The organism is Porcincola sp. LCP21S3_C12, from assembly GCF_052118625.1.
In the GTDB taxonomy this organism is placed as follows: domain Bacteria; phylum Bacillota; class Clostridia; order Lachnospirales; family Lachnospiraceae; genus Porcincola.
The window spans coordinates 41,112-63,876 of the sequence record NZ_JBQKGW010000005.1 but is presented as its reverse complement, the minus strand read 5'-3'; the positions used below and the strand labels follow the sequence as shown (position 1 = coordinate 63,876).

11 protein-coding genes are annotated in these 22,765 nt (G+C 52.8%); all 11 read left to right on the top strand.

Going from position 1 to position 22,765, the window contains the following annotated elements; translation table 11 throughout:
* Window positions 1-38 precede the first annotated feature (38 nt).
* Window positions 39-2,459, top strand: coding sequence for a phenylalanine--tRNA ligase subunit beta (gene pheT / locus ACTQ1N_RS04120; protein ID WP_441954898.1), 2,421 nt, complete (start codon window positions 39-41; stop codon window positions 2,457-2,459).
* 33 nt (window positions 2,460-2,492) lie between these two features.
* A complete protein-coding gene (locus ACTQ1N_RS04115) occupies window positions 2,493-3,332 on the top strand; it encodes a hypothetical protein (RefSeq protein ID WP_441954896.1) in 840 nt (279 codons plus the stop codon).
* Between the two features lie 108 nt (window positions 3,333-3,440).
* On the top strand, window positions 3,441-4,277 hold the full coding sequence (locus ACTQ1N_RS04110; protein ID WP_441954894.1) for a prepilin peptidase: 837 nt from the start codon (window positions 3,441-3,443) through the stop codon (window positions 4,275-4,277).
* Window positions 4,278-4,531: 254 nt separating this feature from the next.
* Window positions 4,532-5,824 (top strand): Ig-like domain-containing protein, encoded by a 1,293-nt coding sequence (locus tag ACTQ1N_RS04105; RefSeq protein ID WP_441954892.1) that lies wholly within the window; start codon window positions 4,532-4,534, stop codon window positions 5,822-5,824.
* A gap of 72 nt (window positions 5,825-5,896) precedes the next feature.
* Entirely contained in the window at window positions 5,897-6,871 is a 975-nt protein-coding gene (locus tag ACTQ1N_RS04100) for a type II secretion system protein GspL (RefSeq protein WP_441954890.1), read from the top strand.
* 12 nt (window positions 6,872-6,883) lie between these two features.
* Window positions 6,884-7,762 carry a hypothetical protein gene (locus ACTQ1N_RS04095; RefSeq protein ID WP_441954888.1) on the top strand — a complete coding sequence of 293 codons (879 nt, stop codon included), beginning with the start codon at window positions 6,884-6,886 and terminating at the stop codon, window positions 7,760-7,762.
* Window positions 7,763-7,781: 19 nt separating this feature from the next.
* The gene (locus ACTQ1N_RS04090; RefSeq protein WP_441954886.1) at window positions 7,782-8,459 is read left to right on the top strand and encodes a hypothetical protein; all 678 of its coding nucleotides are present in this window, start codon (window positions 7,782-7,784) and stop codon (window positions 8,457-8,459) included.
* A 148-nt stretch (window positions 8,460-8,607) separates the two neighbouring features.
* A complete protein-coding gene (locus ACTQ1N_RS04085; RefSeq protein ID WP_441954884.1) occupies window positions 8,608-9,576 on the top strand; it encodes a hypothetical protein in 969 nt (322 codons plus the stop codon).
* Complete coding sequence (locus ACTQ1N_RS04080) at window positions 9,573-9,959, top strand: hypothetical protein (RefSeq protein ID WP_441954882.1); 387 nt, start codon at window positions 9,573-9,575, stop codon at window positions 9,957-9,959. The genes ACTQ1N_RS04085 and ACTQ1N_RS04080 overlap by 4 nt, the downstream gene beginning before the upstream one ends.
* 140 nt (window positions 9,960-10,099) lie before the next feature.
* The gene (locus ACTQ1N_RS04075) at window positions 10,100-10,690 is read left to right on the top strand and encodes a prepilin-type N-terminal cleavage/methylation domain-containing protein (protein ID WP_441954880.1); all 591 of its coding nucleotides are present in this window, start codon (window positions 10,100-10,102) and stop codon (window positions 10,688-10,690) included.
* A gap of 106 nt (window positions 10,691-10,796) precedes the next feature.
* Window positions 10,797-22,748, top strand: a complete 11,952-nt coding sequence (locus ACTQ1N_RS04070; protein ID WP_441954878.1) for a prepilin-type N-terminal cleavage/methylation domain-containing protein — start codon at window positions 10,797-10,799, stop codon at window positions 22,746-22,748.
* The last annotated feature ends 17 nt before the right edge of the window (window positions 22,749-22,765 follow it).

Below are 22,765 nucleotides of genomic sequence, written 5' to 3'. Positions count from 1 at the left end.
ACTATGAGGCTGGGAAAGATAGAAGGAGATTCTGAATTATGCTTGCACCACTTAGCTGGCTGAAAGAATATGTAGATATCGATGTGACACCCGAGGAGCTGCAGAAGAAACTGTTCTCCTGCGGGTTCGAGGTGGAGGAGCTCTATCAGGTCGGAAAGGATATATCCGGCATTGTGGTCGGACTGGTCGAGACCTGCGAGCCGATCGAGGGTACGCACCTTCACCTGACGACGGTCAATGCAGGGGAGAAGGGGACCTTCCAGGTCTGCTGCGGCGCGGACAACGTCGAGGCAGGCAAAAAGTTCCCGCTGGCGCTTGTCGGCGCGACGGTCTATGAGACCGAGAAGGACCATGTGACGATCAAAGGAACGGCGACCATCAAGAAGGGCAAGCTGCGCGGCTACGAGTCAGACGGCATGCTCTGCTCCGGGACCGAGCTTGGCATCGGGGAAGACTTCTACCCGGGCGCGGGCTACAACGGGCTGCTGGTGCTGCCGGACGATGCAGAGCCTGGCGCGGACGTGAAACCGATCCTCGGCCTGGACGACTGGATCTTTGACATCTCGATCACCGCGAACCGCCCGGACTGCCAGAGCATCTTCGGGATCGCCCGCGAGGTCGCGGCGGTCCTGAACAAACCGCTGAAAAAGCCGGCCATCGGCTGCCATGAGACAGACGTGAAGAAGGACGGCTTCAAGGTCACGGTCGAGGCGCCGGATCTCTGCCCGAGATATGTGTCGCACTACATTTACGATGTGAAGATCGGTCCGTCCCCGGCCTGGATGCGCCGCAGACTGGCACTGTGCGGGATGAACGCCATTTCCAACATCGTGGACATCACAAACTACGTCCTCCTGGAAATGGGGCAGCCGATGCATGCCTTTGACGAGGATTTCCTTCGCGGAAATGAGATTGTTGTCCGCCGCGCGCACGCGGGCGAGCATATCGTGACGCTCGACGAGCAGGACTATGAGATGAATGAGAACAATCTCTGCATCTGCGATGGAGAGGGCCCGGTTGCGCTGGCCGGCGTCATGGGCGGGCTGAATTCCGAGATCCGCGACACAACGAAGGGCGTCGTGTTCGAGTCGGCGAAGTTCATGCGCGACAATATCCGCAAGACCTCCAGAGCGCTCGGGAAGCGCACCGACGCTTCCGCGAAGTATGAAAAGGGCGTTGACGAGTATACGACGGAAATGGCGATGCGCAGGGCGCTCCATCTGGTGGAGGAGCTTGGGTGCGGAAAGGTCTCATCGACCCATCTGGATGTCAATACCGGCAACCCGATTACGCCGCGTGAGATGACCGTCTCCATCCAGAAGGTGAATGGGGTTCTGGGCATCCAGGTGCCGGATGAGGAGATTCTCCGGATCATGAAGAATCTCGACTTTGCGCCGCAGATCGACGGCGACAGCCTGAAGCTTCAGGTGCCGGCATACCGCACGGACATTGAGAACTATCCGGACATTTCCGAGGAAGTGATCCGGATGTACGGCTATGACCACATCAAGCCGACGCTGCTTTCATCGGCAAAGGTCACGGCAGGCGGATTGACGGTGAAGCAGAGAACCGAGCTTTCCCTCAAGAGAAGACTCTGCGCCGAGGGCATGTACGAGGCGATGCACTACTCGTTCTTCTCACCGGCCGATCTCGATCTGCTGAGACTGCCTGCGGACGATCCGTGGCGGCAGGCGATCCCGATCCTGAATCCGATCAACGAGGACCTGTCGATCATGCGGACCACGCTCGCGGCATCCATGCTGCGCGCTGTCTCGCGCAACCAGAAGGCTGGCAACACCGAAGGACGGCTGTTCGAGGTCGCAAAACGCTTTATCCCGAAGAGTCTTCCGCTGACGGACTACCCGGATGAGCGCGACACCCTCTGCGCCTGCGTCTGGGGCGACGGCGAGTCCTTCTTCACGATCAAGGGCATCGCAGACGTTGTCGCGGAAAACCTGCAGCTTCATTTTGACTATGTGCCCGGCAAAAAGCCGTTCCTTCATCCGTACCAGTGCGCGGACATCCGCCTTGGCGAGGAGACGGTCGGATACCTCGGGACAGTCAGCTACGAGGTCGCCGGCGAGCTGAACTTCCAGAAGAAGGCCTACATCCTGGAAATGGATCTCCAGTCGCTCGAGCAGTACTATGGAAGAAAACCGAAGTTTACTCCGCTTTCAAAGTTCCCGGATGAGAAGCGCGACCTTGCGCTTGTCATGGACAAGAAGGTGACCTGCGCCGAGGTCGAGAATTGCATCAGAGGCTCGGTGAAGAACATTGCGGATGTGAAGCTGTTCGACGTCTATGAAGGCGCGCAGATTGCGGCAGACAAAAAGAGCATGGCCTTCACGATCACCTTCCGTCCGACGGATGAGGAGCTGACAGACAAGATGGTTGACAGCTGGGTGAACAAGATCCTCAGAAAGCTGAAGTTCATGCTGGATGTTGACCTGAGAGCCTGACATGGCGCATTCAGGATGAACAGAAACAGTCGAATGGAAAAACGAGTCGGGAACAGAAGAGACGGTTTCACACTGGTGCCGGGGCTTCTGACCATCGTGCTTACTGTTGCAGTCGTCTCAGCTGCCGTCCTGATCTTCATCGTTCCGCAGTACCGCCAGCATCGGATCGACCAGCGCCGGACATTTGACGCGCAGAGCGTCGCGACGGCGCGGGATGTCTGCAAGATTCAGTACCTGACGGACGGAGAGAGCGGGCTGGTGGTCTATTACTATGATGAACTCAGCCACAAGGCGCTTTCGCGGAGCCGAATCGGGGAGATCAAGCCGTACGGCCGGTGCAGCCGCGCGGAAAATCTCCATAAGGAAACCGGCGCCGCGGGCGTACCGAACCTCGGAAGAAGAGGCGGCGCGCAGCTTCTTGCGGTTGCTGTCAGCAACGGCACTCCAGTGAATGTCCGTTGGACGGGGAAAAAATGGACTTACCCGGACTATTATTACATGACACAGGCCGAGCGGCTTCAGCTGACAGGGTCTGTGCGCCGTGAGATGGATCAGTCCTCTTTGCGGCTTGCGATATCGTTGGCGAGGGAAACCTACAAAGTCGACTTTGAGCATCAGCTGAAGGACGGAGAGGATCCGGGGACAGCTATCTATGTCTATGATGCCCTTCAGGATCTTGTCTACTATGATGAGGAAGCCATGAAAGGAATCGAGCATCCGGCTGCCCTTCCGAAGAAGGCTTATGTCAAGAGCGCAAAAAGTGTTGCGGCGTACGATGTGGAAAAATATCTTGGAAAGATTGTCGCTGTAACAGTTTCTGGCAAAGCAGGAAGGATGACCACATCAGCGCGGTGGACAGAAGGCAGACACTGATGGTGGAACGTGGGACTATACACTCCAGAAACAGTGCCATGTAGAGCAGAAGTCAATCTGTGACGGGGCCAATGAGAGGATAACCAGGCAGAGAGGAAGGTGAGGAGAATGCTTCAGGGACATGGGCTGCTGGCGGAGGAGATGTCCGCTTCACCGCTGCTTCTCGGTTATATACTGATTATATTGTTCCTGCTCGGAACAGTCATGGGCAGTTTCCTTTGCTGCTTTGCCGGACGTTTCATCGCCCATGAGAGTGTGCTCAAGGGCAGAAGCCACTGCGACTTTTGCGGACATGTGCTCGGGGCGGGGGACCTCGTTCCGATCATCAGCTACCTGGCACTGAAAGGACGGTGCCGCTACTGCGGGCACCGCATCTCTCCGCGATGCCTGGCGACAGAGCTTCTCATGGGCATGCTGTTTGATGTCGGCCTTCTCCGGTACGGACTCAGCTTCGGCCTCCTCCGTTATCTGGTACTGGTCTGCATCCTGCTGGCGCTTTCCCTCATTGATATCGACTCGTACCTGATCCCGGATAGGTTTCATATCGCTGCCATCGTGAACTGGGCGGTTTGCCTGCCGCTGATCGCCTTGGAGAAAGGCGGGAAGACCGGCTTTTATGAAGCACTCCGGTCTGAGGCTGCAGCGTCCCTGCTGACAGGTGCCGTCACAGCAGCCATCATGCTGCTGGTAAGCCTTCTGTTTGACAGGATTACTGGCAAGGAAAGCATGGGCGGCGGGGACATCAAGCTGTATTTCGTATCCGGGCTGTATCTGGCCGGCTGGTCAGCTTACTTGTGCGTTGTCCTCTCGTGCGTCATCGGCCTGATAACTGCAGGACTGATGAAAAAAAAGAAGATCCCCTTCGGACCCTCGATTGCGGCAGCTCTCGTACTGTGCCTTTTGTCCGGGAACAGCATCGTAAACTGGTATCTGGGGTTCTTCTGAAGATATTTGTGATCACACTTGTACGTGTGTGACGGACAGCCAACTGTGACCAGACCTGTTTGTGTGATCCAGGCAGGTTTCTGCTATCAAAACTACGAATATAGAAGCAAGATGAGGTACAATTTCGGCTGTTTGAACGAAACACAATATGATATGATAAAAGAGGGTGTGAACCCTCTGTTTTTATATGCAAACTGTGGTATGCCAGATCAGGATATAGATCCAGATCAGAAAAGAGATCAAGAGAGAACGACATGAAAGAAAACCGGAAACATTCTTTATTCAACTTCAGAATGCGCCTGCTGGTGGCTGGAGCGGGTGCAGCGCTTCTGGTCGGCACAGCTCTTCCACCTGTGACGGCAGCTTTTGCCGGGCAGCAGGATGCTCTTTCCGGCACCACAGAAGCAGGAACTGACCAGGCAGGAATTCAGATGGATGAAGACAGCTTAGGCGCGCCGTCTGCCCAGGCTGGACAGAGTACGATCACAGATGGCAGTGCCACCCAGAGCAATGATGCCGATGTGTCTGATGGAATCGACATATCCGGAGGCAGCAATGGGAGTCCCTCTGGAAACAGTGCGCAGCAGGGCACCGGAACCGACAGCGGTATTCCGCAGCAGGAAAGCTCTGCAGACTCAGGCAGCCCGGAGAATGCTTCTCTGAGCGTGAATCAAAACGAGGCAGCGTCTTCCCAGGAGAATGCGACAGAGGCCGGCATTAGAGAACTTTTGGTTTTCCCGGAGGATCTGCCGATCGTCTTCGAATCGGACGCAAAGTTTGTTACAGATGAGGAGAAGGAACCGCTCATCGGAAAGGCAGATGATGGGGTCTATGTCCTGTCGGGTGAAAAGATTCAGTTCAGGCTCGACGAGGCAGAGGCGCAAAAGGAGTGGCATGAGCGGAACGGAAACGACCTGAAGGTACCGGACCGTGAGTATGCGGCCTTCGATGAGAGCAGGCAGCAGATCGAAGTCCTGACGAGTCTGCTGGAAAGCGTTAGCTACACATATGACAAGAAGACCGGCATCTACACTTTCATAATGCCCCAGCAGGCGTTGAGCATCCGCAGCATCGAGAAGCGGGCGGACGGTGTCATCATGGTGCCCGGCAACGCCGGCTCTGTAATTTCCGAGGATGACCAGGACCAGGATTCCTCCGGTCAGGCATCGGGCGTTCCGGATGGGATCACCGGTGGGGAGTCGGAAGACGCGTCTCTGACGGCGCCGGAGGAGCAGGATGATATTGTGATCCAGCCGGATAGTGAAACAGATGCGGATGGCGCAGCCGGAGAAGTTCAGATGGACGATGAGTCGGAAAGCCCGGATATATCCGGGCAGGACGCTAGTCATGAGACTGAGGAGATGACGGAAACCGAGGAAATGACGGAGACAGAAAGCACGAAGGGGCTGACGTTCAGAAGTTCTGATGAGAAGGTTGCCATCGTCGGAAAAGACGGACAGATTACGGGTGTCACGCCTGGGACAGCAACGATCTCGGTTTACAAGGATGGAAAGCTGAAAAGTCAGATGAAGGTGACAATCCGCTGAAGAGTGATAGCAGCGGTGTAAGGCCAGCGGGCAGGATGCAGCAGGCTTCGCGCAGACAGAGGAAAGAAAAAGATGGCACAGACAATTCTGGGAATGGATATCGGAAGCCATGACCTTCGGATCATCCAGATGAGAAACGGGCAGATCCAGGCATTTGCTTCTGCGGCGATGCCTGACAACCTGGTGAAGGGTGGTAAGATCATCGCTTACAACGCGCTCGGTGACCTCATCAGGGAGACCGTGAAGGAAAACAGACTGCGCGGCGGTGCCGTCGCCATATCGCTGCCCGGGGAAGCGACTTTTTTGAAACGGTCGCATCTCCCGAAGATGACCATCCAGCAGCTGAAGGTTAATCTGCCCTTTGAGTTTCATGACTACATCAGCGGTGATGTCGATCAGTACATCTACGACTATGCCGTCATCGGAATGGAGAACGGCAGCATGGACCTCATGGCAGCTGCCATTCCGATGGAGACCGTCGAGGAATACAAGAATATGGTGCGGCGTGCAGGTCTCAGACTGGTCAAGCTGGTTCCGGATGTTCTGGCAATCCAGGCCATTCTCATGAAGTCTGTGGCGGCAGCCTCCGGGGAAAGGGACTTTGCAGTCCTGGACGTGGGACACTCTGCAACCAGAATTCACTTTTACAGCGGAGGAGAGTATGAGATCACGAGAACCCTTGATACCGGGAGTCAGCATCTGGCAAAGATGATCGCTGAGGCACAGAACATCGATATTCACATCGCACAGCTGAAGATCGAGCAGAACCAGGACGGTATCCTGGATTCGGATGGCAGCGCAGATTACCTCGATCAGATGTCGACAGAGATCATGCGTGTCATGAATTTCTACAGCTACAACAATCCGAAGAGTGGGATTGACTGTCTCTACTACTTTGGAAGCGGCCTCAACATGACCCGCCTGAAACAGCTGATTCACGATGCAACCGATCTGAAGGTACGGCCACTGACAGATCTCATTACTTCAGGCAGCATCGCTGTCCACCTGGGAGACGGGCCGGCTGCGTACGGCGCTGTGATTGAATAAGGAGACCGAGCGTTGGAAGACGGGAAGAATGTACAGAAAACACGAAATATCCTGAACAGACAGATTGGCAAGAGCAGGTATCCGGTCAAGACATCGATCAACCTGATGGTCGTCGAGAAGCACACGGGGCGCAACATCCGGTCCTTACTGATCTTTGCAGCCTTCATGCTGGCGCTGGCCTTTTTTACCCGGTACATGGTCATTGACAAGATCATGGACATCAACAGCCGGGAGTCCAGATACAATCAGCAAGAGGAGCTGCTCGAGAAGCTGAAGCAGTCCAACGAAGTCTATGATCAGGTGCGCGCAGAGTACAGCCATTACGACAACAGCTATCTGAGTGACGACGAGCGCTCGCTTCAGGACCGCATGGATATCCTTCGGATTATAGAGGATGAATTGCTCGACAGAGACGCACTCCAGAATATATCGATCAGCGGCAATTCCGCCGTACTCACAGTTAATGCCGGCAAGCTCAGCAATATCGCCCAGATCGTCGGGAAGCTGGAGAGCAAGTCAATTGTCGATTACGTGACGGTTTCAAATGCACAGACTGACGATGCAACGATTCAGAGTGGTTATACACCGGAAACCAATCCGCCGGCACCGCTTGTAAGGACAGATGAGGCGGAGAGTGAGACAGACAGCATCAGTGAAGGCGGCGCCGTCCAGCCGGGAGCTGAGTCGGAGATTCAGCCGGCAGGGACAGATGAGACTGAGTCGGAGGGACTTGAGCCTCAGCCAGAGGACCGTCCGACCGTGCTGACCACGATGACCATCTACTTCAAATCGGCAGGAACAGAGTCGACGGAGAGTCAGACAGAGACAGATACGGAATCAGCCGCAGCAGAGACATCAGCTACAGCATCGTTTCCTGACGCGGATTCGTGACTAGAAAGGAGGAGAGAGTATGCTCAACCATACATTTACCAGAAAAGAGACAGCCATCCTCCTGATTCTGGTGGCGCTCCTTCTGGCGATGGGCTATTATCAGTTCGTCTACAAATGGCAGCAGAAAGCCATCGCCCAGTACGACACAACCGACATCGAGACCGCGATTGCGCAGGAACAGGCGAAGGCCATCCAGATCAAACGAATGCAGGACGAGATTGTATCGGGCAAGAAGGAGAAGACCGGACTGGTCGAGACCTACAGTAATCTGAAGGCAGAGCTGCGGACACTGAACGATATCTTCGGGGATGCCCAAAATTTTGACTTCAGCTTTGACCAGGCAGTTGCAGATGGCGATGCGGTCCGCCGGACGATCGTCTGCACTGTCACTGCATCTTCCTACAAGGAGGCGAGGCGGATGCTCCTGCAGCTTCACGACTGTAAGTATCGGTGTCTCATCGGGGACGTCAGCATCTCCCCGTCTGGTACAGGACGCGAGAGCGGGGACAAGAACCTGAACGAAGGAGCGGTGTCGGTGAACTTTTCTGTCACTTTCTATGAGACGCTGTACGGTGCGGCGAGTACAGACGGGCTGCAGATTCAAAACAGCTCCTCCGATACCACGGGGGATGACCTGCTCAACAAGCTTTCGGCGTCCAAGGAGCAGGCAGAGAACACCGGAAATGATAATCAGTAAACCTTTCAGGCAGGAACGGCGAAAACGTACCTGCCTCTATGTGCATATTGAAAGGTGTCCTCTTGACGGGTGAGGTGAACTGTGGGGCATCCTGTGGATGGGCTGAATTGCAGCATCACCGAAGGAAAGACGGCAGGGAGACAGGAACGTGGGAAAACGGATGTACAAGAAGTTCATATCGAGGGAGGGGGCTTCCCTTGCAGTGGCGCTCCTTCTGTTCCTTGTCTGTGCGATGGTCGGATCCGTTGTGCTCGCCGGCGCCAGCGCGTCGGCAGGCCGCCTGAGCCAGAGACGGCAGCTGCAGCAGGAACGGTATGCGCTCCAGTCCGCGGCGGACATGATCCGGACACAGCTGGCAGGCGGAACGAAGGGAGGCCCGGGCTTGGGGACTGCGGTGGTCAGCGGAAGCGGACAGGCCGCCGGAAACGCTGATGCGGATGCGGTGAACATCCAGTATACAGCGGATCTGGTCTACAACACGAAGGATGGGACAGCGGCCAGTGCTATGTCCGGCTCTTGTGGAACGCTGACGATAGACGGGACCCCTGTCAGTGGAAGCGCAGACAATAGCTTTGCGGCGCTTCTCCTTCGGATGGAAAACCAGATCTGCCAGAAACTCTGGCAGACGGACGGGCCGCTGGCGGGCAGCTGGCCGAAGGCGACAGATGAGAGCGGGAGCGGCTCAGACGCAAAGGATCTGGGCACGTACGTGAGCCAGAGCAATGTCCGCTCCTGGACCTATCAGCCTGCAGGCAGTTCACAGGACTCGTCCTTATTGCCCGGGAATTCCTTCATCAGCGGAGAACTGACCATTCAGGTTGACCAGGCAGAAGGCACCACAGCTGACTGGGCTTCAAATGTGAAGGCTGATATCCAGGCGGATGAAAACAGCAACCTGACCATCCGCCTTTCGGTTGTTCCGTCTACAAAAGGAAAGTATGCCTCAGGCCAGACGCTTTTCATGACGCTCAGTGCACAGCCGGCAAGCATCCAGTACAACAAACAGAGAAGCACGGAGAACGCGAATGCAAGTTCAAAGACAGACATGAACGTCCGCTTCGCGGTCAGCTGGAATACGCTGGACATCCGGTACCAGGCAGCGGGAGCATCATCATGAAAAAAATGATTCAGAAGCTAAAGTCGAAGAATGGAGAGTCCATCGGCGAAGTGCTGGCTGCGATGGTCATCATCTCTCTGGCGGCGATCATGCTTGCCTCGATGATCGCCGCCTCCATGAGAATCATCACCCGGTCCGTGAAGGGATATGACTTGTACGTTGCACAGGTGAACGCCCTGAATACGGAGGGAAGGGTAAAATCTGCCGGGGAGAAGGAATACCCGGATGATGAACTGGGCTATCAGAGGGAGACTGGCAAGAATGTAATCGTCGTCTGGAAAGTCGGAAGCGAAGGGCAGACCGTCCGTCTCAGTGTTCCGGTGACCATCTATGAAATCAGGAAAAGCGGCAGTACAGAGCTCTGGCGGTATCAGGCAGGCTGATATTATTCCGGTATATACCGACCAGGCCAAGTCTCTATTGGATGGGAATACAGGGCTCGATAGTGGATGATCTTGAGACAGCAGACGGGCAGGAAACCGGATGAAAGACCACAGAGGAATCATCCGTCGGGGGAGAGAGGATGCCGGACATTCAGCGGGAAAAACAGAATCGAAAAAAGGCAGGCTTTACGCTGGCGGAGACACTTCTGACCGTGCTGCTTCTGACAATCGTGCTCGGGGGACTGACCAGCGCCATCGCGGCGGCAGTGAATGTCTATAACCGCGTCCGCATCCGCTCGGAAGCGGAAGTTCTGCTTTCTACAGCAGCAGATGCGGTTTCAGCAGATCTGTCAACAGCCAGGAACATCAAGCTGAATTCAGACGGAGAAACGGTGAAAAGCTTCTTTTCCGACCTGCGCGGGTATCAGATGATGTATCAAAGAGAGACAGAAACCAATTATATTACGATTGAAGCAGCAGGCGGTTTGCAAACGGGAGGAAATGCGCAGAATACGCATAACACTTCCGGGGCGGGGACATCTGCCTCGTCATCGCAGGAAACCGTGTACCTGCTCACAAAAGGCGCCCAGCCGATGGGGCTGTATCCTGTACTGTCAGAGATTACGCTGAATACAGACGGGACGCTTTCCTATTCGCTGAATGTCTGTAAAAAAGACGGCAAGAGCATCACCGACAAGATAACCTATTATGTCAGACCGGTTACCCGGTGAGAACGTTTTTACAAGATCAGAACCGCTGAACCCCTGCGGAAAGAATCACGGACAGGTCTTACAGGAGCGCAGGCGCGCTCCATGCTGGAAGAAGGAAATCAGATATATGAGAAGATCGGCACAGAGAAAACGCATATCAGGACGAAAGGGCTTCACATTGGCGGAGCTGCTGGTGGTTGTCGCCATCATTCTGATCCTGGCAGGCTTTGGCTTTGTCGCGGTGAACCGCTATCAGAAGAGACTCAAGCGGGTCGAGATGGACAACGTGGCGAGAGAGATCTTTGTCGCCGCCCAGAACCACCTGACCGCCTCCAGGGCGGCCGGCTTCTGGGACGGGTATGTCGCACAGATGGAGAAAAACGCTCCTTCCGGTACAGATTTCGGGTCAGCGCTTGGAAAGCATGCTTCCGAGGGCGGCGCCGGTCAGGATACATCAGACAATGAGACAGGCGCCAAAGAGAACAATCAGGCGAAACGTGCGCATGATGTGTATGCAGCGAACCAGGATAACCGCAACGCAGAGACAACTTCCGGAACGCCCGGTGCTTCATCCGACAATGTCCTGAAAATTCTTCTTCCGTACGCAGCGGTCGATGAAACCCTCCTGACAGACGGAAAGTATTATGTCCGCTATGACGCGGCGACAGCCAGCGTCCTGGATGTGTATTATACAGATAAAGATGCCATCCCGGATTATGCTGATCTGAGCAGCAACGCGAAGGACGTGTCCTACCGGACGGAATATGGGGTCGGCTGGTACGGGACAGCTGCCATCACGGATACGGAGGCACAGTCCGGGCTGCAGGCACCCGTCATGGCTGTCCGCAATGCGGAGTCCCTGGTTGTCTACATCATTGACCCGAACTACAAGGACTTTCAGTCGAGTGTCCAGCTGGAGATCGCGCAGACAGGGCAGGACGGGGAGGCGGACAAGAAGTCCGTCGTAAAGAAGAATCTGAAGCTGAATAGCGCCGGAAACGGACTGAACATGGGAAATGATCCCCTGTCCAGCTTTGTCCAGGTCCAGCATGTTACGGATAAGCCGATTACCCTGGCGGACGGGTCAACAGCCAAAGACTACATGCTGTATGCCGTCGTCCTCGACAGCATCACGAGAAAGAACGGACATTTCAGTCAGCTGTTCCCGAAGCTTACAGCCGGGGCGGATATTACGGTCACGGCAACCGTTTCGAGTGAGCATGCATCCAGCGATGCGAAATCCTCCGTTACCACGAACAGCCTGTTTGAGGCACTGAATGGCGAAAAAGCCCTGATCTCGAATGCACGCCATCTGGAGAATCTGTCGGGAGATATCTCGGCTCTGAAGGCACAGGTGACGACAGCGGAGATCACAGATGACCTTTACTGGAACGGCATCCGGAGAACCAAGAAAGATGACACCAAATATGCACCTTATACAGGCAGTGCGGAGGCCTTCATCGACGCCATCCGGCGCGCGGACTGGAAGTACGGCTACCGGTCTCTTGACCCAAAAGTTCAGGGAAGTGATGGAAGTCTGGCAACCGTCCGTGTTTATTCCTTTGATGGGAAACAGAAGACAGACGCCAGGAAGTTTGCCGGCATCGAGACGGCGACGCTTCAAAAGCTGTCAGGCAATGACCATGTGCTGACCGGTTTTGATATCGTGGCGGATTTCTCAGGAAGCACTGAAAATGCTGCGCCTTCCGGAGCAGGCCTGTTTGCCTCAACCGGAAGCAGCTTTGAGATCAATCACTTGACCGTCAAGAATACCCGTGTCTACGCGGCATATACTTCCGAATCGTTCTCAGCCCAGCTCAGCGCCGGGACGATTGTCGGGAAGGCGAACGGCAGCGTCACGCTGAAGAATGTCAGCGCGGTGACAGACTGCATGAGGAACGGTGAAATCTATAAAGCCGGAACCTACAGCCTGGCAGACGGCAATAGCGGGCTGGCGGACGGCAGCGCATCTGGCTCTGGCTCACAGGATACCTCTGTCCCTTTGGTTAAAAACCAGATCAGCGGCGTCTACTCAAGGGACGGCATCGCCGGCGGCCTGATCGGCACGATCGGCACCGCAGGGGGCAGGCTGGAGATTGAGAACTCCTTTGCATCCGTGCCGGTCTATTCCGGAGCGACCGGCAATGCCGGCATCGCCGGCGGCCTTGTCGGTAAGGCGGCAGAAGGAACAATCACGGCTTCATTTGCAGGCGGATATACCATGGGCTCAGGCAGTCAGGGCGGCAGTCTGTCTGCTTCTTCAGCAGGATCGGGGAACTCGTCTGCATTTTCCTCTGCGGCTGGAATGACATCCGGCACAAGTATCACATCCGCTTCAAATGACTACACAAGCACCACGATCAACGTCGCGGCTCCAGATGGCATCGCCGGCGGTCTGATCGGCGCTGTCACCGGAACCCTGAAGACGACCGAAACCTATGCAACGACATCTGTCAGCGCCTCTGTGGGCGGTGGCTTTGTTGGCGTGGTATCAGACGGCAACCTTGAACTAAGCAAGTGTTATTCAACCGGAAGAGTCTTTGCAAAGACTGAAGAAAAGGATCACAGCGGAAAATTCGCCGGCAGCATTGCGAATAACGGCTCCATCAAGCCCAGCGGAATTCTTCGGGCGGCAGATACGTCCAAAAAAATCGCTGAAGTGAAGAACGGCGTGCTTGCAGGAACCGCATCCTCCAACGGTGAAACAAGTAAGGTTTGGACATTCCCGGAAAACCTGATCGGCGGAGAGACGGACATCAAGAAGAGCAATCCGGATACGCTGCAGGAAATCCCGGCGGAAGACCTGGCGGCTGTGGCAGGAAATCATGACTTCAAGGCAGAGAACCAGACTAAAGAGACCGGCGTTCTGACGTATGCGTATAATAGCAGCCTGAAGGGAAAAGACTACCCATATCCGAGCTATACAAAGACAAGCGATAACAGCTCGATCACGCAGTTTGCAGGGTATACGGCAACAGGAAAGAGTAATTATTCAACGTCAGCGCCGGTTCATTATGGCGACTGGGTGGTTCTGAGGGGCAATGAATCGAAGGGCGTGAAGCTCGTCAACGATGCCGTACTGCGGGCAGATGTCGTAGTACCGGAGGGTGTTGACACAGTTACATACATCATCATTGGCAAGACCAGCGGCAGTGTGCAGCAGATCGCAGTAAAGAAAACAGAACAGAAAACAGAACAGCCAAATACGGATGAAATCGGCAAGATTCAGATTAAATACCTGACGGCTTATAAAAATACCGGAGCTGACAGGTATAATTCAAATCTGATTGAGGATTCTTCCAAAAAATCAACGGGATATCAGAACACGGTGCATGGCGCCTGGGCGAATGATCCGGGTCAGGGAACTATCATTAGTCTGTTCCTGGATGATCTGACAACAAAGGGCGGCCAGTTTGCGGATATGTGCCCTGTCCTGATCCCGGGAGAAAATATCTCTGTTGTAACGGTTACAGACGATCAGCCTCTTACGCTTGAGGAGGCAAAAGAGTACAAAAAAAAGTACTGGAATTGGACAAATCAGAAAGAAGAAGAAAAAAACACCCATGCCGAGACAAACAGTCTGTTCGGGAGTGAAAGCACGCTGGAGGGAGGAGAAGGAGGCAAAGCCGGCTTCTACAAGCTGGACAGCGGCAATATCCAAATTACCAATCTGCGCCATCTCCAGAATCTTGAGGGTGCTGTCTCAAAATTTAGAGATACGCTTGAACCAAATGAAAATATAAACTACGGTGGTTTCCACGCTCAGCAGAAGGCTGATATTGATGCGGCGCGTTTCGGCAATATGGTCAAGTGGATCAAGGATCCCAGGCATGAGGCACGTTTGTATGTCGATGATCCGGCTGAGCCAGATTCGGACTACTCAATCTGGAAGTGGAAGTATGGTGAACAGGACACTTCTACGGCATTTGGAAAGGATAACTTCTACGGCATCGATAACCAATGGCTGATGAGTTACGAGGGCGGGAATCATATCATCAGCAGGATAAAGGAAAAAGCGAACGGGGAACGGAACGGAGGTCTGTTTGCCACCTACTATGGCAAGGAGCTTGAGAACCTGACACTTGACCGGTTTGAGATCAAGTCCGCAGGCGAGGCTGCCGGGACACTTGCGGGTGCAACAGCGAATGTTAACAGTCTTATGATAACAAATGTACTTTCCGCTGACCTGCAGGCTGCGAAGAGCGAGTCACCTGCGGAAGTTCTTTCCTCCGTCGAGCTGACGACACAGGAAGGAGCAACTGCTGATTCCTATGCCGGCGGCCTGATCGGCAGGTATGATGCACAAAATTCCACACTTAAAAACTGCGGTGCTGCAGTCACTGTTTCAGGCAGTGCTTCCTATGCAGGAGGCCTCGTTGGTGGGATCACAAATATAAATACCGTCCAAAACTGCTACGCAGCAGGAAAGACATACGAATCGCATTATGAGGATCAAGACGGCAATCCAATCTATAACGTAACCGGAGTGAAAGCAGCCGGAGGACTGATTGGGTATGCCGAAGGTCTGAATAATACAAAAAATAACTACTCAACGGCATCTGTAAAGGCAACAGGTTCGAATGGTTATGCCGGCGGTCTCATTGGTCAGTCAAATAATGCAGATTTGACTGAATGTTATGCAACGGGTCTGGTTTATGCGCAAGACCCAAACCATGCAGGCCTCATTGCGGGGACTATTACCGGTGGCAACTGGGAGAATATCAGTTATCTGCCGAAGATTAATGTAGCTGATATGCCGGCAGTGCCTGGTAAGAATAATACGGTTACAGCGCTCACAGCGGAAGAAGCGGCTGATAGCATTACCTACCGTTACGACAAAACGCTCCCGGAAACCTATCCGTATCCGATGTACGCAACCGCCGGTTCTTCGGATGGCAAAAAGTCCCACTACGGCGACTGGCCGAAGCCGATCCCGCCGAAATCTCTGGATGCAGAGGTGACAAACGATGAAGTCCTGTATACGGATCTGGCACCGAAGAAGACAGGAGCAGGACTTCCATCTGCGATTACGGTACTGGTGGGTGGCGAGACAAGCGGGAATTATGAGCAGTTTGTCATCAAATTGAATTCGGGAAAAAATAGCGTTGCCAGCATTTCCAGGACAGGCTGGAAGTCCAGGCAGGTTAATTCCTCTGACAACAATCAGAAGCTGCAGGACCAGTCCATTGTATCCGTCACCTCAGAAGGCAAATTACGTCTGATTCTCGATGACATTACAGGAAATGGCGAGCATACATTTGCCAAGGTCTGCCCGTCTCTTCTGCCGGGAGAAGATATCAAGGTGGTGGCCTTCGAGGATGCCCAGCCACTGGATCAGGAGAGTCTTGATTCATACAGCTCTGTCCTGGACAAAGCCGGACAGCACAACAGCCTGTTTGCCGACGACAGCAGCATCGGAAGCGGTAGTGAAAGCGGTAATAATCAACAGGTTGTGGAGCCTCAGGCAAATGTTGCCAAAAACAGGCATCTCCAGAATCTGGATGCGGCTGTCAGCGGAATCAACAGTGATTCAAACGGTTCAGATGCAAATGCCGCGGCGCTGACTGTCAGCGCAGCAGTTCTGGACAACGACCTGGACTGGGCGACATTCGCAAGCACAGTCCAGGGAATCAAAGGGGAAACCTCTGCCTCATCAGAGTATACTTTCCGTGGAATTCAGGACAGTAAACTGACATCGTTTGATGGCAGTGGAAAGGCCATCAGCAATCTGACCATCAGGAATGGCAACCAGAGTGAGAAAAACAGCGGGCTGTTCCGCACAGTCAGCACAAATCTGGCTGTCAGCAACCTGACGTTAAAGAATCCTTCTGTTCAGACGACCGATTCAAATGCGAATGCCGGTGGTCTTGTTGGCATGCACAGCAGCGGAACGCTGACCATCAATAACGTCAGCGTCCTGTATGATGACAACGGCAGCGCAGCGATCACAGCCAGCGGCAGCAAGGGCGATGCCGGTGGTCTGGTTGGCATGTCCAGTTCATCCTTGAGTATCACAGATAGTGTCGTGGCAGGTAAAAACATGACTGTTACCTCCGGCGACAGCGCCAGTGCAGGTGGGCTTGTGGGCGCACACAGCGCAGGCACGCTCACCATCTCAAACTCCGCAGCGGCTGTCTATGTGCAGGGCGGTCTTACAGCAGGCGGCGTGATCGGCAGCGCGGACTCCGCGCAGGGATCAACGATCACGAACACCTATGCAGGCGGACACACGGTCAATGGTTTCTATGCAAACAGCCAGGATGGCGCAGGCCGGTTCAACGTAAGGGCGACAGCGCAGGCAGGCAATGCAGGCGGGCTGATCGGCGCTGCTGAGAATGGCTATATTTCTGTTGATAATACGTACTCGACGGCTTCCGTGAGCGGCGCGACGGCGGGCGGTCTGATCGGAACAGCCGGGGCAAATGTAGCTGTTCAGAAGAGCTATGCAACAGGCCTGGTCGATTCTTCTGCGCAGACAGCAGGCGCATTCATCGGAAATAACAAGCATCTGTATCCCGCTGGCTCTTCTGATGGGTTGCCTGGGAATGTCTACCTGAGAGGCGTCAACCTGGTCACGCTTGGCGCAACGGGCAACGGGAGCCAGGATCAGGACGATGGTACTGCAAGTTCGACAGTAGCGCAGCCTGCATCTTATTCGGAGATGGCAATAGAAGCCGGAAGCGGGACAGCCAGCCCTTACGATACGAAGCTGGGGAAGAACTATGCCTTCAGACAGGCAGCCGCCATCCGGAATATCGTGCACTATGGCGACTGGCCGACTGTTGACCGGATGAATACCCAGTACCTTGTAACCTTCCATTACAAGGATTGGACTGCCGATGCAGCGGATCAAATCATCCGTAGAATTGCATTTGCCGATTCTGCGACGAATGTCGCCAGTGTAGTGACACCGGATTTGGCGAGCATATCCGGCGCGCTGGAGGCGCATGATGCCTTCATGGGCTGGTTTGCTTCGTATGATAGCAGCGCTGAAAAGGTCGAAAACTACGAGTTTCAGAATGTCACTTCGGATCTGACCGTCTACGCTCATGTGGAGACAGCTGTCGAGTTCATTCAGAAAGATCCTGCGAACCCTGACAGCACGGACAAGACTGTTACCAGAAAATCCTACTTTGAAAAAGGAATGGGTAACGCAACGCTGACGCTTCCGAAACATAACAGTTTCCTGAGCAGTGGTTATAAGTTTGACGGCTGGTATCTGGGCAAAGAGCGCCTTGGGACAACGGGAGACCAGAAACAGGTCACAGAGGAACTAAAGACAAAACTGAATCAGGCGGACTATAAGGTGACGGCACGGTATACAAAGCTGAAGACCTATGAAGTCAGGGTACGTTTCATCATGAAGAATGAAAAGCAGTCTGATCAAGATGCCATCACGAATGGAACAGGCTGGACGGATGACTGGGTCTATACAGCACCTTATGGAAACCCTATAAAGAAAGAAAATCTGTCACTGCCAAACGAGCCGAACCAGTATCAGGCGACCGCTGTTTGCAAGGACGATGGGACAAGACTGTTTCCTGGATCGGAGCCGGGAACGAGCGGGATTACAGCATCCCTTTCTGACGATAAAACTAAACTGACATTCCGCGTACAAGGTCCGAAGGCAGATGAAGAAGAGAGTGCGGACAGTAATGTTACGATCTATGTGATTTATCAGGCAAACACAGCAAAGTATACAGTCCAGCATATTTTTGAAGATACCCAAACCGGTATAATTCACAATTTTGATCCGGTAACAATGAATGCTGAATCACTGATTAAAAAATCGGTTTACAAAAAAGGGGAGACATATACCCTTGAGCAGGTGTATCCAGCCGACACGGTCGGTCAGATGACGAAGGCTCAGGCGCTTACAGGAGATCAGCTCCCGGAAGGCTTCCATCAGGAAGGCTGGATAGAGCAGAAGCCCATCGCAGCGAATGGGTCCACAACAATCCAGATCAGATATGTGCGGAATACATACACCCTGTCCTATGACCTGAATGGCGGAAAGAGCCTATCTAAGGATGCCGATGGAAAAAATATAGTGAAACAGGGTTACAGGACGAGTGAAGTATACCAGTATGGCCAGACGGTTACGCTGCCTGATGAGAATGAAATTATCCGTTCCGGCTATACGCTTGGCTCAGGACCGAGCGATCTTTGGGCTGTCATATCCAAAGCAGATTATGACAGTAGGAGTACAGCTGACAAGCCGATGATTCAGGACCGTGATACCTTGAACGGCACAAGCTTCACCATGCCTGCGACAGACAGCTATGCAATCGCAAACTGGAAGGAAAATAAATATGCCGGTGTCTCTGTCGAAATCTGGAAACAGAAGACAACGGATGCAATCAATGCAGCGAAGAAAACCTATGACTACGAAAAAACGGTCAGCATTTCCGCGGAAGCTTTGAAGGAGAAAGGACTCGAGGTTGGAACAATTCTGACATATGATCAGCTGCAACGTTTGAGCGGTGAGATTCCGAAGGATGGTGATAAGGGGTATGAGCATTTCACTTATGACAGCGAGGCAATCGACAGTCCCTCAGTCAAGGCAGACGGCAGCACGGTCATAAAGCTCTACTACAATAGAAATGTGATCACGATCCAGTTTGATTATCTGGATTATGGTGACAATGAAGGAATCACGAGTCAGTTTGTAAGGGTGAGTCCGGTAACGGTTTATCCTTTAACAGTCATCGTACATGGTTCACGGAGAAACCGGTGGTATTCATATTCTTGGGGTGAACGGTTCAAAATATATCCTCAACATAATATTGATTTCCCGCGGTCAGACTGGGAAGGGAATACATGGTTTGGGCATTTTGCATTTATGTACCCCTATTCACAGAACAATACTATTACATACTATGTTCCGGCTGAAATGTACCACAGCTACTCCGAAGATCAGCTGAACATGAATTTTAACAAAACAATATTTACAGATACTAGTATTTTCAAACAATATAAAGTTCAGTTTGATGTGACTTCCAATGACTCGTGGATATGGCAAAGAAGTAACTACATACTGGGTGGTAACCATGCTTATAAAGTGTGGAAGGGACTTTACCAGTCGAATTTTGCGGACTTGAATTATGTATGGCCTTCCAATTATCAGTGGAGAAATGGAAATACCATCCTGACGTTCCTGACAAAGTTTGAGGCTCCTGATGAAGACAGTTATTCCGCAAGCGATCAGAACTTAATCAAATTGTATGCGGATGGCACAATAGATGGAGATGGAAACTCCAGCATTGAAAATTACCTCGAAAGTTCGAACAGTAAGCGAGGAAAAGTCGAAAATGGAAGGGTGAAACAAAAAGTAACATACGGTGAGAATAGCACTGACTTTGAAAAAGCTGACATTATAAGAATGTCAGGAAGCGGTGGAAGCTATACCGTCAGTGACAAGTACCTTGGATACAGCATAAAATGTGCTGAAAGGGAGAATATGGAAGGGGAGAATAAAAAAGAGGAGGTAAGTTCCGGCACAACAGTTCGCTATAACAAGACACTAAAGCTGTATTACATCCGGAACAGCTACAAGATCACGTTCAACAATGTGGGTTCCGTCAGCGCGGGAGTCTTGGAAACTGTACATCCGGATTATCAGACTGTGACTTCTGAGAATGGCGTGTATTCCATCAGCTATCTCTACAAGGATGCCATCGAGTGGCTGCCTTCCGTGGTGGCGCCTCCTTCCAATGATCCTGAGATTGATGACGACTACGTCTTCCTGGGGTGGTACGATTCCGCCGGCGATAAAGCCCATCAGATTATGGACGGGCAGGGAAAGATAACGAATGACGGGAAGCAGTACCTTGGAGACAATGGAAGCATGCCGGCCCACAATATTCAGCTGTTTGCGCATTGGGCAGCGCCGGAGCGCATTGTGACTGTCAATCTGGATCCGAAAAAGACCGGTTTTGGTGCATCACCACTTAAAGGCGTGGCAGTTACATATAACAATAATACATATATAGCTGATCAGAACGGGGAGTGCACCATTACGATTCGGAAAGGCGATACGCTTGCAGGACTTACGGTTGACGCGAATACAGTAAAAGATCACAGGGTGTTTAAAGAATGGCGGATCCAGCTCGGACAGCAGAGCGTCAGACTGGATAACACACTCGGTATCTATGACAACACAGAGGTCGACGCCCTGTGGGATCGGGATGATACCGTGACGTATCAGATGATTGCGATTGACCCGACTCGGCCGGATGGACAAAATGAAATCGCATCCTGGACGAGCAGCCTTATACCGAGAGGAACGGAGGTTACGCTGGATACGGCAGAGCTCCAGAAAATGATTCCTTCAGGCTACGTCCTTCAGGACGGGGGAGACAAAGCGGGAGAGAAGAAGAAAATTGACAGCGACGGCATGGTGTTCAGGTTCTACTATAAGCAGCCTGTCGGCGGCTGGTCTTACCAGATCAGGCAGGTGATCGTATATAAGGATATCAGCCATCAGAACAAGACCATTGAGATTTGCCACAAAATCCTGACAAGAACGACCACCGATCAGCAGATCGTTGTGAATGCGAGTGACATATTCCGGCAGGACAGCGATGCGTATGATCTGGACTACATGTATGCGGTTTCTGATGAAGACGGTCAGACATCGAAAACGCAGGTTACGCTGACGAAGCCGGAGAAGGATGGAGACATTAAGACGGTGACCTTCAAGTACACGCCTGACCAGGAACTCCTTGACAAGATGGTTTCCTTTACAGACCAGACTCTTGAGTATGATGGAAACATCCATGAACCGGTGTATACATTCAAACCGAACCTGTATGTGAAGGATGCTGAGGACGCAGCGGATGGCTCAAAAGAAGCGGCGCTCTCAAAAAGCGTTACCTACAGCTATACAGACAACCAGACAGGACAGACAGTTTCTGTCGAAAAGGGAGACATTAAAACACCGGAGACTTATACAGCAGCAGTCGAAGTGAAGATGACGAAGGGAAACACGACCATCACGCTTCTGAATAAGAAGCGTGCCTGCCTGACCATCAGACCGAGAGTTATCACGATCAGATCGAATGATTACGACTTTCAGTATAACGGCGGAAATTATCAAATTCCGTCTGAACAGGCAGGAGACCAGGGATACAAGCAGACAGGTGATTTCGTTGGCAACGACGGATTGAGCCTGAAAGTTACCTTCAAGAATAATGGAAAGCCGGAACAGATCGGGACGATTGATAATGTCATCAGCGTCAGCGGTTTGGAACATCCGGAATATTACAAGGTGGTCCTGAATTATGGAAAGCTTACGACAACCTGGCCACTCACCGTCAGACATGTCCTGCTTTACGGGCCGGACACAACTGAAGACGGGAAACCGATTCAGCAGCAGCAAGTTTCTCTTTCAACAGAACAGATGGATCACAACACCGACAAGACTGTGACGGTGTCGCCGCTCAATTTGAATGATACAGAAACGCACTGGTATGGTTTGGAGGTTAGTAAGAAGTCCAGTGAAAATAATAACAGCTGGCAGGTTTCTTATAACAGTGAAAGCAAAGAATATGCTGATGGAAATACAGAGGTCAAGTATTCCAGGTATGACGCAGAAAACCATATCTATACGGTCTACTACGAGCTGCCGATGCTTCGGGGGATCACTGTCGTTGGCGGTGATGGGAACATGACTTTCCAGGATCCTAGTCAGAGGGAGTATGCGCAAGATTATGAATCCGGCAATAAGAAGCTCTATGCCGGAGCAAAGATTCTCGTGGATACGCTGAACAAGGCGGTGAGCGAGCAGGAGAGTTCAAATCCTAAACTTCTGACCCGCACAGCCTATACATACAGCCTGGTAAGATCAGACGACGGAAAGAAGCTTTCCTTGAAACTGTTCGAGACTGTTACGACGTACAAGGATACAGACAAGGATGGCAACCTCAGCGAAAAGGAAATTAAAGATCAGGATCAGGCAACTGATAATGCCAGCAAGCCGGAGGTGAAAGTAGTCCCCACCGAGCTTCGCAGTGTCACGATTGATGCTCAGCAGACCTCTTCCGGCGGGCAGGAGGCTCCGGCCTCTTCCTCGCCGTGAGAAGCGGCTGAAGTCAG